The sequence below is a fragment of the Aequorivita marina genome (genome assembly GCF_031631895.2).
Lineage (GTDB): Bacteria > Bacteroidota > Bacteroidia > Flavobacteriales > Flavobacteriaceae > Aequorivita > Aequorivita marina.
Genome location: NZ_JAVMBW020000003.1, coordinates 86,626 through 100,199, shown reverse-complemented (window position 1 = coordinate 100,199; position 13,574 = coordinate 86,626). Strand labels below are relative to the sequence as shown.

Genomic DNA, 13,574 nt, shown 5'->3' with positions numbered 1-13,574 from the left:
TCCAGTTTTGCAAAAATGCTTCGGATGCTTACTTCACTAAGTTCAGTTGATATTTTACATAGCTACGCGTTAAAAGTCCGACTTTTTCTAGATTTGGAACGCGTATTCTGGCGTTTTTTATATCTGCGGCTGGTGTTTGCTGTAACTTCCTAAGCAATCTTTTATAATATCTATAGGCTACAAAAACACCTAGTTTTGAATCTTGCGGCAGCTGGAGAATTCCCTGATAGCCTTTGCTAAAATTCTCTTCTATTTCACGTATTATTTCTTCTTTTGATACTTCGTTTAGTGATTTCAAGTTTGTATTTGGGAAATAGCACCTATTTAAATTTTCAAAATCTTCTTTTAAGTCTCGCAAGAAATTCACCTTTTGAAAGGCAGACCCTAAATGCATGGCGCCGTCTTTAAGTTGGTCATACTTTTTTTGATCGCCTTTTACAAATACTTTTAAGCACATTAAACCCACTACATCTGCCGAGCCATAAATATATTCGTCATACTCTTTTGCTGTTGTGTAAATCTGTTTTGTGAGGTCTTGGCGCATACTGGTTAAAAAACTTGTTATTAGTGCTCTGTCAATATTGTATTTATAAACGGTAGCTTGAAACGAATTTAAAATTGGGTTTAAGCTTATTCGGTCTGCCAAAGCTTCTTCCAGAGCTGTTTCAAAACGATTGAAAAGCAATTCTTTGTCGTATTCGTGAAATGAATCTACAATTTCATCGGCAAAACGTACAAAACCATAGATGTTATAAATATCTTGCCTGATAGCTGGACCCAACATTCGTGTTGCCAACGAAAAGGAAGTGCTATAAGTTTGTGTAACGTTTTTGCTACATTTATTGGATACTATGTCAAATAGCTCTTTCAAATTTTGTTTTCTTTTTCAATTAATCCTGCCACCAATTTTCCTGAAATAAGGGCTGGCGGAACTCCAGGGCCAGGTACGGTAAGTTGTCCGGTAAAAAATAGGTTCTTTACTTTACTACTTTTTAATTTAGGCCTTAAAAATGCTGTTTGCAGTAAGGTGTTTGCAAGTCCGTATGCATTTCCTTTATAACTGTTATAATCGGATACAAAATCGTTGATACAAAACGATTCTTTAAATATAACCTTATTTTCTATTTCTTGATTGGTAACTTGTTCAAATCGCTTTATTATTTTTTGATAGTATTCCTCCCTAACTTCTGGTGTGTCACTCAATCCGGGAGCTATTGGAATTAGGAAAATCCCTGCTTCCATTCCTTGGGGAGCAACACTTTGGTCTGTTTTTGAAGGGAAACTGGCATAAAAAAGCGGTTCATCTGGCCATTGTGGAGTATCGTAAATTTCTTCGGAATGCTTTTTAAAATCAACATCAAAGAAAAGCGTATGGTGATCTACGTTCTTAATTTTTTTGTCAAAGCCAATATAAAACAGTAGAGCTGAGGGTGCAAATGTCTTTTTTTGCCAGTAGCCTTCAGAATACTGACGATTTTCCTTAGCTAACAGCGTTTCGGTATGATGGTAGTCGGCTCCACTTAAAACAAGGTCGGTATTGTGCTGTTCACCATTTACAACTATGGCAGAAACGGCTCCATTTTTAGTTTGTATTTGTGAAACGTTTTGATTCGTTTTTATGGTAACCCCCAATTCTTCGGCTAGAGCCTTTATGCTAGATACCACCGAGTACATTCCATTTTTTGGGTGAAATGTACCCAGCCCAAAATCTGCATAATTCATAAAACTGTAAAATGCTGGTGTGCTGGATGGTTTTGCCCCTAGGAATAAAACCGGAAACTCTAAAATAGAGATGAGCCGAGGGTTTTCAAATTCACGACGAACCTCTTTGCTGATTGTACTAAAAAACTGGCCAATTTTTTTCATTGTTTTAGTAGAAACTAATTCCAATGGGGACACGCCTGGACGATAAACCAAATCTTTGATTGCAATATTATAATTGTCCTGTGCTTTGTCAATAAACTTCTTTAATAGCTTAGCACTTCCTGGCTCTTCCCTTTCAAAGGCCGCATATATTTTTTCTAGGCTGTCTTCGATGCATATATAATCGTTTTCTCCAAAATAGACTCGGTAGGCTGGATTGAGCTTTATCAGTTCGTAGTAATGGGAAGGAAACTTGCTGAAATCGCCAAAAAAACGTTCAAAAACATCTGGCATCCAGTACCAAGTAGGACCAATGTCAAAAGTAAAGCCATCCTTTTTTAATTGCCTTGCTCTACCGCCAATACTTGGGTTTTTCTCGTATATGGTAATATTGTGACCAGCCTGGGCCAAATAACAGGAAGCCGCTAATGCCGAAAAACCACTTCCAATAACTGCGATATTCTTCTTCATGTTGTTTAACAAAATTACATTTTATTTAAACAAAAGAGAAATTTATATAGATATATTTTAGTTGGTTGCTTCATCTTTTTGCAATGTTATGTTATTTTGAGATTTTTAAAATTGCTTCAAGCCCTTGTTGAATAGTGTTTTATGCAATATTTAGCTTGTCAACTTTCTTTAAGAATTGGGGTAGATCTTTAAAAAACTTAAGGTTTTTTGTGTTCTTAAAGTTATCGCCTGCTTTGCGTCCTAAAATCCAAAGCTCACAATCTTCTTTTGGGCAAACTTCATTTTTAAAGTCTTCAAGATATTTTTGAAGCTGATGGGCTTCTGGTTTCACGGTAAAATAAGTGACAAAGATGACGTTGGTTTTAGTTTTTAGTACGTGGGTCAAGCTTTCCATTGGAATGTTTGGTCCTAAAAAAATAGTTTTAAAACCTGCTGCTGTAAGTTCATAATTTGCATATAACAGCCCAATTTCATGTATTTCCTTATAGGGAAGGTAAAGTGAAAATAGTTGCGTGTTTTCTTTGGATGGAACTTTTTTATGTTGCTCGGTGTGTTTGATTATAGCATGCTTTATTTTTTCTGAAATAAAGTGTTCATGCGAGGGGTCTATGGTTCCGGAATGCCACAAAACGCCCATTTCATTGAGCATCGGTACGAAAATTTCAGAAAATACTTCACGGAAAGATTTTTTTTCCAGAAGCTTTTCAAGGGTTTGATCAAATAAATCGCCATCAAACTCAAACATAATCGACTTAAAAACAGTGTGTATATACTCCGAATCTATGCCGGTGACATTGTCTTTTATAAGGGCTTGAATCTGCGTAGGGTTTAAGGCTGCCAGTTTTGATATTTTATGCCCAGCATTGCATAAATATGCTATGTTGAGTAACTTTTTTAGGTTTTCGAGATTGTATTGCCTAATGTTAGTATCCGTACGGTCTGGTTCGAGAAGTTTATAGCGTTTTTCCCATATTCTTATGGTATGGGCCTTTACATTAGATAGGTTTTCAAGATCCTTAATGCCGAATTGCGTGCTAACCACTGTAGAATTATTTTTAATGAGAAGGTTAAAGTACTAAAAAGATGTGAGATTGTTTATAAGAAAGGATGAAATAGTAAACAAAGCATATTTTTTATGCAGCCCGGCCCTGAATTTGACGATGCTGATTTACTTAAAAATTGTACCCGGAATGGGACTTGAACCCACACGCCCTAAGGACACATGGCCCTCAACCATGCCTGTCTACCAATTCCAGCATCCGGGTAGATACTTATAAAAATGCTTAAACATTTTAGAAAATGTTGAATGCAAAAGTAATAAGCCCTCGGCTTATTTTATATGAGCTCGTTTAAGTTTTAACAACAATTACTTAATCTAATACCAAGCTAAATCTTGGTTTTATTAGTGCTTTTTTGAAGAGCAATTAATTTTGATGTTAATTTTCAAAAACCAAAACTTGAGCGGCAAATATAATATTATAATTATAAATTTTAAACGCTATTGAACTTACTTTTATTCGCACGTGTGCTTTGTTTAACTTTATTTGACTTCTTCGTCATCATTTTTATTGGGTGAAAAATGCTGATATACCGTGTTTACAAAGGTAAGAATGATGCCAACACCAATGATAATATAAAAAATAGTAAACCATTTTCCAGCTTCAGTCTGTGGAGAAAAGTCACCGTAGCCAATGGTAGTAAGTGTTATTAGAGAAAAATACAAGGAGTCTAGCCAACTCCAACTTTCAAGGTAATGATACGCTACCGTCCCAAAGCCTATGACCAGAGAAGTGGTTATAATCAAGCTTCTGTATTCTTTGTTTTTTAAAAAGCTGTAAATAGTTTTAAAAAAAATCATTACTCGCTGGAGTTAGGTATTCTGGCGTTATTGTCTTTTCTTTTTTTTTGGCAGGTTCAATGTAAAATGGACAAACACAGTTTACTTTCTTAAGAACGTAAATATAAAAAAAATAGTTTTTGAAAGATTTTGTTTTTTCCTAAAGTCTGGTTTTTGCGTCACAAGGCAACAATAATTAGTAGGAGCATAGAACGTGTACTTAAAATCTAAAACAAGCTATAAAATCACTTACACTGAGCCCTAACTTAACATAGATCTTCCAATTTACTCACGTTGTCAAGGCTTGTTTTAATAGTTTGTAATCAATAGCGTCCTAAACCCTCATAAGACAACCCTTGAAAGCCTGTATTTAATTGGGTTTTAGAAATTATATGAACCTTAGTGGTTATAATTAAAAACACCTGTTTTTTGGCCTATCGAAAATTTATCGTAAAATTTAAAGTTAAGGCTCCGTAATCCGGAAGCTTTGGGGTAGGCTGCCCGCCCGGCTCGGTACGGGCGGGTTTGAACCAACAAAGGCAGTCGTCAAAGCACTGGTTTTAAAGGCGAGTTCCTATAATTCAGGGGATGAACAAAAAATTTAGATAAAATTTTGTAAGCCTAGCCGCGACAGCTGTACCGGGTTTTTGGCTCGTTCCGATAGCTATCGGAATCATCAATGAAATCAAAGATTCACGAACTCCAATTTTATTATTTAAAAGAGTGAGTAAAGAAATGAACAGGTTAAATATGTAGGACAGGATTGGTTACCGTCATTCTTTTATTATATGCCACAGTTACCAATATATTTGCCTTTGTAAGCTTAGAAACAGACCATCACTTAGTCTCTGTTGTGGAATTAGGGGTTTACCCAATCTTTAAGCAAATTATCTAAAGTTTACTTCGAATTTTATTTTAGTGATAGTTGGTTGTTATCACCATTTCCAATCCAGTTCCTTGGAAAACCGAATTTTATGTTCAGTAGTAAGATTTTTAAGCTTTGATTCAATAGCGGCGGAATCTATTTTTTCCTTGGGGATTATCAATTGGGTTCCGGTTTGAAAGACCATGTAGTAGTAGTCTGACACCTCGATAACTTTTTCGAGGGCGCTGTAATTTATCTTTGATTCTCCCGTGGCGCTGATAAGCTTGATATGATCTTGATTAAAAAATAACTGGATCTCCTTATCAAAATTGTTTTTATGAAGGTTTTTGATCGATTTGCGATAAATTTTTTTTAATCGGAATTTGTGGAAAAAGGGAAACAGGGCGAAGCAAAACAACGAGAACCCAATACCGAAATAAATGGCAAAGGTATCGGCATATAGGGCAAGAATACCACAAAAACACGCCAGCATAACACCGGCCACAATCCAAGCTTTTGTTCGCATCTTTTTGGCGTCCTTGTTGGTTGAATAGTAATATAAGGTGTGTTGTAGGTAGTCTTTTTGATTTAATTTATAGGTGAAATTCATAGTATGACGCTTAGATTGATAAAAAACTAGTTTGGGAGGGAAATTAATATAATAATTGGTTTAGTTAAGAACAGTTTTGTCTTTTCCTTTTAAAAAGGAAGATAGCGCACTATAATCGGAAAAGAATATGATGGAGTAGGAGCGGGTGTATTCTATTAGTCATATTGCTTTTTTAAAACGTATTAATTTTTAAGCTTGTTAAGTCAAAGTCAATTACCCGAATGTACTTAGTATCGTTGAATTGATGTGTTATTAAAAAACTGATAGTGTCTCTAGCATAATGATAGAGGTTAACAGAAAATTACACATGAAATATATTGCTGTTGATGACAGAAAACTGAACGGTTGATGGTTTGTTGTAAGATTTTGATTCACAGTGTTTCTGACGGATATTAACTTGAGCCATGGCGTAGGTCTTTGCCTTCCTATTCGCCAAAATATTCTATTTCCCGTTCAATCATTCGCTTTGGGAAGCCGTTGGGGTCAAAAGGTATTTTTTGTATCCAGTTATTTTTGTCGTCATATTCAAAATCTGTTTTTTCTCCAGAAACCAAATTGTTGCTTTCGTCATATTTTTTATATTCAATCCGCTGGCCTTGGTCGTTATAGGAATAAACAAACCGACCATTTACCGCTCCATTTTTAAGCGATTTGCGTTCTATCTCTTTCCCGTCTTTATACTTCTTTTTAAAAATATATTTGGCGTGGACCGTACGATTTTCATCTTGAACGGCGGTTTGTAGGTTTCCTTTTTCGTCGTACGCATACGTTTCCGTCATCAATAAGTTTTCTGCATTATAGATAGTTTTTTCTATTAAACGTCCTTCGTTGTCATAGTTGTACTGTGTTTTAAAAAGGCCAGAACTCCTGTGTTTAATTTCCTCAAGAATATTTCCGCTTTGGTCATAGGTGAAGGTTTCTTTATATGGTTCGTCTTCGCCTTTGCTATAACTCAAAAGTTTGGTTTTGTTTCCGTTTTTATCGTAGTAAGTAACCTGCCTAAAATCGGACACTTCATTAGCGTCTTTATAGGTTTTTTCTATGATTTCTCTTTTTTCAATATCATAGGTGTAGGTAGATTTTGCACGTAATTGACCCTTTCCATCGTAGGTTCTTTTTTCAACTATATTGCCATCTTTATTAAATAGATACACCAAATTTTTAGGCTTTATTTTTGACAAACCATAGTTGTTTACTTTCCCTGTTCGCGAATTTACCGAGATTTTATACGATTTAACTTTCATGGTTTTCACCGGACCTTTTAAGTCCATTTTTTCAAGATCGTTAACCTTTTTAACGCTTTTAATCAAGGGTTTTGTGCTTTGGCAAGCGGTTAATAGAGATAGGCTGAGGATTAATAGTACTGCGGAATTAAATTTATTACTAGTACGCTGCATCATAAGAACTGAATTTTGATTTATCCTGAAGGAATTTGGAATGAATTTGTGAGGCCTTTGTTGTATTAATTCCATAAAGGTAAGGAGTTTACGGCAGACATGACAATTTGAGTTTTTAAAAGCGGATACATAATTGATTGCCCTAATCTAACAGTGCCGCAAACTATGGCTTACTCATACTCTCAAGAACGTTTCCGCAGCTTGTAATAAATTATTGTTAAACTCTAAATTCTTTAATGAATGAACGTTCATTCTTTTTATATTTGCATTGTCTAATTAACCGAAGAAAATGTAAAATGAGTAAAAAGGAAAAAGTAATAGATAAAAAAACGGCTCTTTTAGACGCTACCTTAAACTTAGTGAATGATCACGGGTTTCACAAGGCGTCGATGTCTAAAATTGCCAAGCTTGCCAGGGTAGCCCCGGCAACAATTTATCTATATTTTGAAAACAAGCAAGATTTAATCAATTCGCTCTATCTAACGGTAAAAGCCTCTTTTAGTGAGCACGCTTTTAAAGGTTATGAGGATGAGCTTCCGGTAAAAAAAGGCTTTGAGATTATCTGGTATAATATCGCCGATTACAAATTAAATAAAATCGACGAAGCCACTTTTTTGTCACAATGTGATATCACACCAATTATAGATGATGCGGTTGCAGAAGAAGGCCTAAAGCATTTGCAACCCTTACTCGATTTATGGGAGCGAGGAAAAAACGAAGGAATCATCAAACCGCTTTCCAGCTACATCCTTTATGCCTATACGGTTTATCCATTATCCTTTTTACTGGCTATTCAGGAGAAGAATTATTACACACTTGATGATGAAATGCGTCAAAAAGCCTTTCGAAGTGCCTGGGATGCTATCAAAATATAAAAAAATTTATCCAACAAAATGAATGAACGTTCATTAATAAATAGTAATTAAAGACTCTAGTTTAAAATAGCTATCATGTTGGATATTTGAAATTTTCGGTATTTTTTCACCCTTTAGGGAAGGGGTAAAAACAAAATACCGAAAATCCGATTATTTTCACCCTATCCCTAAAGGGAATAACCGGATTTTCCCCATTCAGACCAACTTGAAACTCTTGTGTTTTTAAATGAAACATTGAAGTCAACGCTAGAATAAACTAGAGCCTAATTAAATTAGAATTAAGTAAACCCTAAAAAAATAATAGTTATGAATAAGACCATTCTTTTAAATAAACGTCCGAACGGAAAACCACAAGAATCTGATTTTAAATTTACAACTGAAGCTAAACCTGAAGTAAATAGCGGTGAGGTTCTTTTAAAGACCAAATACGTTTCGGTAGATCCGTATATGCGAGGCAGAATGAGTGATGCGGAATCTTACGTTCCACCCTTTCAATTGAATAAACCAGTTGAATCTGGAATAATTGCTGAAGTAATAGAGTCAAAAAATGATTCTTTTTCAAAAGGCGATTTTGTCTCCGGAATGTTGGATTGGAAAGAATACCAGACCAACGATGGCAAAAACTTACTAAAAGTAGATGGTGACAAAGCCCCTTTATCAGCTTATTTGGGGGTTCTGGGGATGACAGGTTTAACGGCTTATCACGGATTAACCGAAATCGGGAAACCAAAAGAAGGGGAGACCATTGTCGTATCGGGTGCAGCCGGCGCGGTAGGTAGCATAGTTGGACAAATAGGAAAAAATTTAGGTTGTCGCGTAATCGGTATTGCCGGAACTGATGAAAAAGGAGAAATGCTTAAATCAAAATTCGGTTTTGATGCTACGATTAACTATAAGACCACTGAAGATATGACCAAAGCCATTGCCGAGGCTGCACTAAACGGTGTAGATGTTTATTTCGACAATGTGGGCGGAACAATTTCAGATGGTGTACACGCCAACATCAACCGCTTTGGGCGCATTGTGGTTTGTGGTGCAATTTCGCTTTACAACAGCACATCAATGCCAACCGGTCCGCGTGTGGAGCCATTTCTGATTAAGAAAAGCGTATTAATGCAGGGCTTTATTGTGAGCAATTTTGCCGACAAATTCCCTGAAGGTATGGACAAACTTTCACTATGGTTAAAAGCTGGGAAGCTCGATTTTTCAGAAACAATTGTAGAAGGTTTTGATAACATACCGAACGCCTTTATAGATCTTTTTGAAGGTAAAAACAAAGGTAAAATGATTGTAAAAATATAATTTAAATAAAACGAAGTAATGAATAATTTTCAATATAAAAATCCAACAAAAATTCTTTTTGGCAAGGGGCAAATGGCTAACCTGTCACAAGAAATTCCAAATGATGCTAAAATCCTAATGCTATACGGCGGCGGGAGCATCAAGAAAAATGGTATTTATGATCAAGTAAAAGAAGCACTTTCAGATAACCAGGTATTGGAGTTTGGTGGCATTCCGCCAAATCCAGAATACAGCATCTTGTTGAAGGCCTTAGAAGTAATCAAAACTGAAAACATTGATTATTTGCTCGCTGTAGGTGGCGGATCTGTTATTGATGCAACCAAATTCCTATCTGGAGCTGCCTATTATGAAGGCCACACACCCTGGGATTTGGTCACGCAAAACAAACCGGTAACCAAAGCAATGCCATACGGTACAGTGCTGACTTTACCAGCCACAGGTTCTGAAATGAATTCTGGAGCGGTTATTACCCGAGCAGAAACAAAAGAAAAACTATCGATGGGAGGACCCGCGCTTTTTCCACAGTTTTCCGTTCTCGATCCGCAAGTGGTTTCGTCCATTCCGCAGCGCCAATTGGCCAACGGAATTGCCGATGCATACACCCACGTTTTGGAACAATATATGACCTATCCAATTGGGGCTATGTTACAAGACCGCTATGCCGAAAGCATATTGCAAACTTTGATTGAAGTGGCACCTACTATTCAGAAAGACCCTTCAGATTACGAAGCTGCAGCTAATTTTATGTGGAGTTGTACAATGGCTTTAAATGGTCTAATTCAACAAGGCGTACCAAGCGATTGGTCTATTCACGCGATTGGTCACGAGTTGACTGCGCTTTATGGAATTGATCACGCCCGCACCTTAGCTATTATTCTTCCGGGGCATTACACCCACAATTTTGAAAACAAAAAGGAGAAATTGGCACAGTATGCAGAACGTGTTTGGGCGGTTACAGAAGGCAGTTTAGAAGAAAAAGCCAAAGCAGGAATCGAAAAAACCGAAGAGTTTTTCCATTCCTTAGGTATCGACACCAAGCTTTCAGATTATACAGATGAATATGCCGATACCGCAAGCACCATTTCCAAACGATTTACAGACCGCGGATGGAACGAATTAGGAGAACGCAAGGATATTACTCCAGCCGATGTGGAGAAAATCGTAGCAATGAATTATTAATTTTTAAAACGAAAGAAGATGACAAATACAAAGCAACAAGAAATATTAATCGTATTAACGTCTCACGAAGATTTAGGTAACACTGGTCATAAAACCGGATTTTGGATTGAAGAGTTTACCACACCCTATTATCATTTAATTGACAATGGTGCAAAAGTGACGCTTGCCTCGCCAGATGGAGGTCAGCCGCCCATCGATCCTACGAGTGCGCAAGAAGAAAATCAAACAGAATCGACGAAGCGTTATGACAAAGATGAAGCTTTAAAAGAACAATTGAAAGCTACACACAAACTCTCTGAGGTATCTGCAAAAGATTATGATGCAGTATTTTATCCTGGAGGTCACGGTCCCTTATGGGATTTAGCTGAAAGTGAAGAATCGGCACAGTTAATTGAAGATTTTTACAAAGCTAACAAACCAGTTTCCTTTGTGTGCCACGCTCCAGCTGCCTTGAAAAAGGTAAAAGATGAATCTGGCGAACCTTTAGTAAAAGGCAAGAAAGTGACTGGTTTTAGCAATTCTGAAGAAGAGATGGCGGGACTCACTGAGGCGGTTCCCTTCTTAGTAGAAGATATGCTTAAAGAAAATGGAGGTATCTTCAGTAAAGGAAATGATTTTGAAGCCTACGCATTGGAAGATGGCTTGCTAATAACTGGACAAAACCCGGCGTCTTCAGAAAAAGTAGCCGAGTTATTACTGAATAAATTAAATACTAAGAATTAAATTGATTAAAATACTGTTCCAAAGTGAAATACCGCTTTGGAGCAGTGTTTTAGATAGTTGAACTTAAGTCCACTCCGAAAAAGCTTTTTTATAAATTTTTCAGCTCTTTTACCCTGAACCCTAAAGGGAATTCGCTGAAAACGAAAGGAGTTATAAAGTCCCTTTTAGGGGATTTAGGGGCCTTTCACTTTTCGGAGCAGACTCAAACTTTTAAAATTAAATACTATGAATACAAAAGAAAATATATTGGTTGCCGGCGCAAACGGTACCACAGGAAAGCTAATTATCGACATATTGAAGCAATCAGAAACATATAATCCGATTGCGATGGTTAGAAAACAAGAACAAAAAGACAATTTTGACAAGCAACAAGTACAAACGGTAATGGCAGATTTAGAAGGTGATGTAAGCCAAACCGTTCAAGGCGCTGATAAAGTGATTTTTGCAGCCGGTTCTGGCGGTAAGAATGTCTATGGAGTCGATCAAGATGGTGCCAAAAAAATGGTAGATGCGGCAAAAGAAGCAGGACTTAAAAAGTTTGTGATGCTCGGGTCTATCGGAACCGACGATCCTTCGCAAGGCGGTGATCTTACAGACTATCTGAAAGCAAAGCAAAATGCCGACACCTATTTGCAATCCAGCGGAATAGATTATTCTATCGTACGTCCTGGTGCACTGACCAATGCAGAAGCAACCGGAAAAATTCAATCTGGCGGAATAGCAGAGCTGGATAAAAGCGGTAATATCTCAAGAGCCGATGTTGCCCAAACTTTGGTAGAAGTTTTACCTGATGCGATAAAACCTCAGGAAACCTTTGAAATTATGAGTGGTGACACACCTATAAAAGAAGCTGTAAAATAAACAGTTCCACTAATTATACCTTAGTCCTGAGCCATATTTCGTTTTTTCTAGTTGGGCGCCATTAACTAAACAATATTGATTTTAGATGTTGAATATTTTTGTATCTTAAGCTTTCAATTTAAAAAGTTTAGTTATGAAAAATTTTATGTTTGTTGCTGTTTTTGCTTTTGCATTTACCGCATTTTCACAGAATAAGATCTTACCAAAAGATGTTCAGATTAAAATGGCGGTTATGGCTGCACCAGAAATGTATCAGGATGATGCCACGGTACTGGGTTACAATCCGGATGGAGAACTCGTAAGCTTGCGCGAAGGCAATAATGGAGTAATATGTTTGGCAGACGATCCTGAAAAAGAGGGGATAAGCGTTGCATGTTATGCCGCCGAATTAGAACCGTTTATGGCAAGAGGCCGAGAGTTGGTAGCTGAAGGGAAATCCAATAAGGAAAAGCAAGAGGTGAGAAAGGTTGAAATAGACGCAGGCACTTTAACAATGCCTAAAGAACCTTCAATGGTCTATGTATTGGGGGCAGAAGAGAAAGACCTTAATCCTGAAACTGGCGAATTACAAAATAGTAGAATACGCTATGTGCTTTACAAACCTTATATGACTGGTGCTAGTACTGGCTTGCCAACAAAGCCTCAGGCTCCGGGAATGCCATGGTTAATGGATGCTGATACACACCGGTCTCACATTATGATTTCGCCAGCAAATTGATAGCTGTTAAATTTGAAATGTGAGACTTTTGATTTGAGAGAAAGTCCTGAATCTTAATATGTAATTACAACACAAAAAAATCCATCTGCCGCGGCAGATGGATTTTCTAGTTAAAAGCTTAAGCTGCTTTAAAGGCTTTTTAAGAATTTTTTGAAATCGGATCGGTTATAATCGGCCATGCCTTTATGCGTAAAAACTAAGTTTCCTTTGGAATCTATTATAAACGTAGTGGGAATACTGGGCGAATTATACATTTGCGGAATTGCGGCAGCAGGGGCGTAAACCTCAAAGTCAAAATTGTTGCTATTCTTGTACTGAATGGCTTTGTCAAATTTTCGGTCAAACGAAACCATTAAAACTTCAATTTTATCGGTGTCAATATCGTTGTACATATCGTTTATTCCAGGCATTTCGGCAACGCACGGCGGGCACCACGTAGCCCAAAAATTGATAAATATTGTTTTCCCCCGAAAGGCTTCCATCGAAACTTTTTCGCCTTTTGAATTTATTAATTTCAGATTGAAATTGGCCTTGGTAGCGGATGCTTCATTAGTCGATTTAGTTTCTGCTACGTGTGTTACATCGGGGTTCATTGCTCCTGTGGCTAAAAGACCGCGTTGGGCAAAACCGATAACTTCGGTATGAATTCCCGATAGGTAAATCGCCAGTATAACGAGGCCAAAAAGCCCGTATTCAATGCTGTTTTTTCTAAGTTTTTTATTCATAACTATTGTGTTTATACTATTATTTTTTATTTGATATTATTAGTGTCCGATTAAAATATTTAAAAAATCAATTACCTGTGTGTTATTAGGCTTTTGAAGCTTTTTTGTTATTTTACACCATACTATTGAAGTAACAACTAGGGTTTAA

13 protein-coding genes and 1 tRNA gene are annotated in these 13,574 nt (G+C 36.9%); 6 read left to right on the top strand and 8 right to left on the bottom strand.

The annotated features are described in order from the left end of the window. Positions 1-28: 28 nt before the first annotated feature. The 7 genes from QPK98_RS06220 to QPK98_RS06190 form a co-directional block, all read right to left on the bottom strand. Positions 29-871, bottom strand: a complete 843-nt coding sequence (locus tag QPK98_RS06220) for a phytoene/squalene synthase family protein (protein ID WP_310992225.1) — start codon at positions 869-871, stop codon at positions 29-31. Then, complete coding sequence (crtID, locus tag QPK98_RS06215) at positions 868-2,334, bottom strand: bifunctional phytoene desaturase/3,4-desaturase (RefSeq protein ID WP_310992224.1); 1,467 nt, start codon at positions 2,332-2,334, stop codon at positions 868-870. The genes QPK98_RS06220 and crtID overlap by 4 nt, the downstream gene beginning before the upstream one ends. Positions 2,335-2,473: 139 nt before the next feature. Further along, complete coding sequence (locus tag QPK98_RS06210) at positions 2,474-3,376, bottom strand: MerR family transcriptional regulator (protein ID WP_310992223.1); 903 nt, start codon at positions 3,374-3,376, stop codon at positions 2,474-2,476. A gap of 140 nt (positions 3,377-3,516) precedes the next feature. Next, positions 3,517-3,599, bottom strand: a tRNA-Leu gene (locus tag QPK98_RS06205). A gap of 275 nt (positions 3,600-3,874) precedes the next feature. After that, the gene (locus tag QPK98_RS06200; RefSeq protein ID WP_310992221.1) at positions 3,875-4,192 is read right to left on the bottom strand and encodes a potassium channel family protein; all 318 of its coding nucleotides are present in this window, start codon (positions 4,190-4,192) and stop codon (positions 3,875-3,877) included. A 914-nt stretch (positions 4,193-5,106) separates the two neighbouring features. Next, complete coding sequence (locus QPK98_RS06195; protein WP_310992219.1) at positions 5,107-5,646, bottom strand: YcxB family protein; 540 nt, start codon at positions 5,644-5,646, stop codon at positions 5,107-5,109. Between the two features lie 425 nt (positions 5,647-6,071). Next, a complete protein-coding gene (locus QPK98_RS06190; protein ID WP_310992218.1) occupies positions 6,072-7,046 on the bottom strand; it encodes an RHS repeat domain-containing protein in 975 nt (324 codons plus the stop codon). A 293-nt stretch (positions 7,047-7,339) separates the two neighbouring features. Here QPK98_RS06190 and QPK98_RS06185 point away from each other — a divergent pair, with 293 nt between their 5' ends. The 6 genes from QPK98_RS06185 (at position 7,340) to QPK98_RS06160 (ending at position 12,701) form a co-directional block, all read left to right on the top strand. Further along, the gene (locus QPK98_RS06185) at positions 7,340-7,918 is read left to right on the top strand and encodes a TetR/AcrR family transcriptional regulator (RefSeq protein WP_310992217.1); all 579 of its coding nucleotides are present in this window, start codon (positions 7,340-7,342) and stop codon (positions 7,916-7,918) included. Between the two features lie 306 nt (positions 7,919-8,224). Further along, positions 8,225-9,220, top strand: a complete 996-nt coding sequence (locus QPK98_RS06180; RefSeq protein ID WP_310992216.1) for an NADP-dependent oxidoreductase — start codon at positions 8,225-8,227, stop codon at positions 9,218-9,220. Positions 9,221-9,238: 18 nt separating this feature from the next. Continuing rightward, positions 9,239-10,399: an iron-containing alcohol dehydrogenase gene (locus QPK98_RS06175; protein ID WP_310992214.1), complete on the top strand. Its 1,161-nt coding sequence runs from the start codon at positions 9,239-9,241 to the stop codon at positions 10,397-10,399. A gap of 18 nt (positions 10,400-10,417) precedes the next feature. After that, a complete protein-coding gene (locus QPK98_RS06170; protein ID WP_310992213.1) occupies positions 10,418-11,122 on the top strand; it encodes a type 1 glutamine amidotransferase domain-containing protein in 705 nt (234 codons plus the stop codon). Positions 11,123-11,347: 225 nt separating this feature from the next. Further along, positions 11,348-11,983 (top strand): SDR family oxidoreductase, encoded by a 636-nt coding sequence (locus QPK98_RS06165; RefSeq protein WP_310992212.1) that lies wholly within the window; start codon positions 11,348-11,350, stop codon positions 11,981-11,983. A 133-nt stretch (positions 11,984-12,116) separates the two neighbouring features. After that, positions 12,117-12,701 (top strand): hypothetical protein, encoded by a 585-nt coding sequence (locus QPK98_RS06160; protein ID WP_310992211.1) that lies wholly within the window; start codon positions 12,117-12,119, stop codon positions 12,699-12,701. A gap of 128 nt (positions 12,702-12,829) precedes the next feature. Here the strand turns inward: QPK98_RS06160 and QPK98_RS06155 are convergent, their stop codons facing one another. Then, entirely contained in the window at positions 12,830-13,426 is a 597-nt protein-coding gene (locus tag QPK98_RS06155; RefSeq protein ID WP_310992209.1) for a TlpA family protein disulfide reductase, read from the bottom strand. Between the last annotated feature and the right edge of the window lie 148 nt (positions 13,427-13,574).

What these genes read in the sequence shown, in the direction of transcription:
- crtID (WP_310992224.1), bottom strand. Translation starts at nt 2,334, where the DNA reads ATGAAGAAGAATATCGCAGTTATTGGAAGTGGTTTTTCGGCATTAGCG.
- QPK98_RS06200 (WP_310992221.1), bottom strand. Translation starts at nt 4,192, where the DNA reads ATGATTTTTTTTAAAACTATTTACAGCTTTTTAAAAAACAAAGAATAC.
- QPK98_RS06195 (WP_310992219.1), bottom strand. Translation starts at nt 5,646, where the DNA reads ATGAATTTCACCTATAAATTAAATCAAAAAGACTACCTACAACACACC.
- QPK98_RS06190 (WP_310992218.1), bottom strand. Translation starts at nt 7,046, where the DNA reads ATGATGCAGCGTACTAGTAATAAATTTAATTCCGCAGTACTATTAATC.
- QPK98_RS06185 (WP_310992217.1), top strand. Translation starts at nt 7,340, where the DNA reads ATGAGTAAAAAGGAAAAAGTAATAGATAAAAAAACGGCTCTTTTAGAC.
- QPK98_RS06180 (WP_310992216.1), top strand. Translation starts at nt 8,225, where the DNA reads ATGAATAAGACCATTCTTTTAAATAAACGTCCGAACGGAAAACCACAA.
- QPK98_RS06175 (WP_310992214.1), top strand. Translation starts at nt 9,239, where the DNA reads ATGAATAATTTTCAATATAAAAATCCAACAAAAATTCTTTTTGGCAAG.
- QPK98_RS06170 (WP_310992213.1), top strand. Translation starts at nt 10,418, where the DNA reads ATGACAAATACAAAGCAACAAGAAATATTAATCGTATTAACGTCTCAC.
- QPK98_RS06165 (WP_310992212.1), top strand. Translation starts at nt 11,348, where the DNA reads ATGAATACAAAAGAAAATATATTGGTTGCCGGCGCAAACGGTACCACA.
- QPK98_RS06160 (WP_310992211.1), top strand. Translation starts at nt 12,117, where the DNA reads ATGAAAAATTTTATGTTTGTTGCTGTTTTTGCTTTTGCATTTACCGCA.
- QPK98_RS06155 (WP_310992209.1), bottom strand. Translation starts at nt 13,426, where the DNA reads ATGAATAAAAAACTTAGAAAAAACAGCATTGAATACGGGCTTTTTGGC.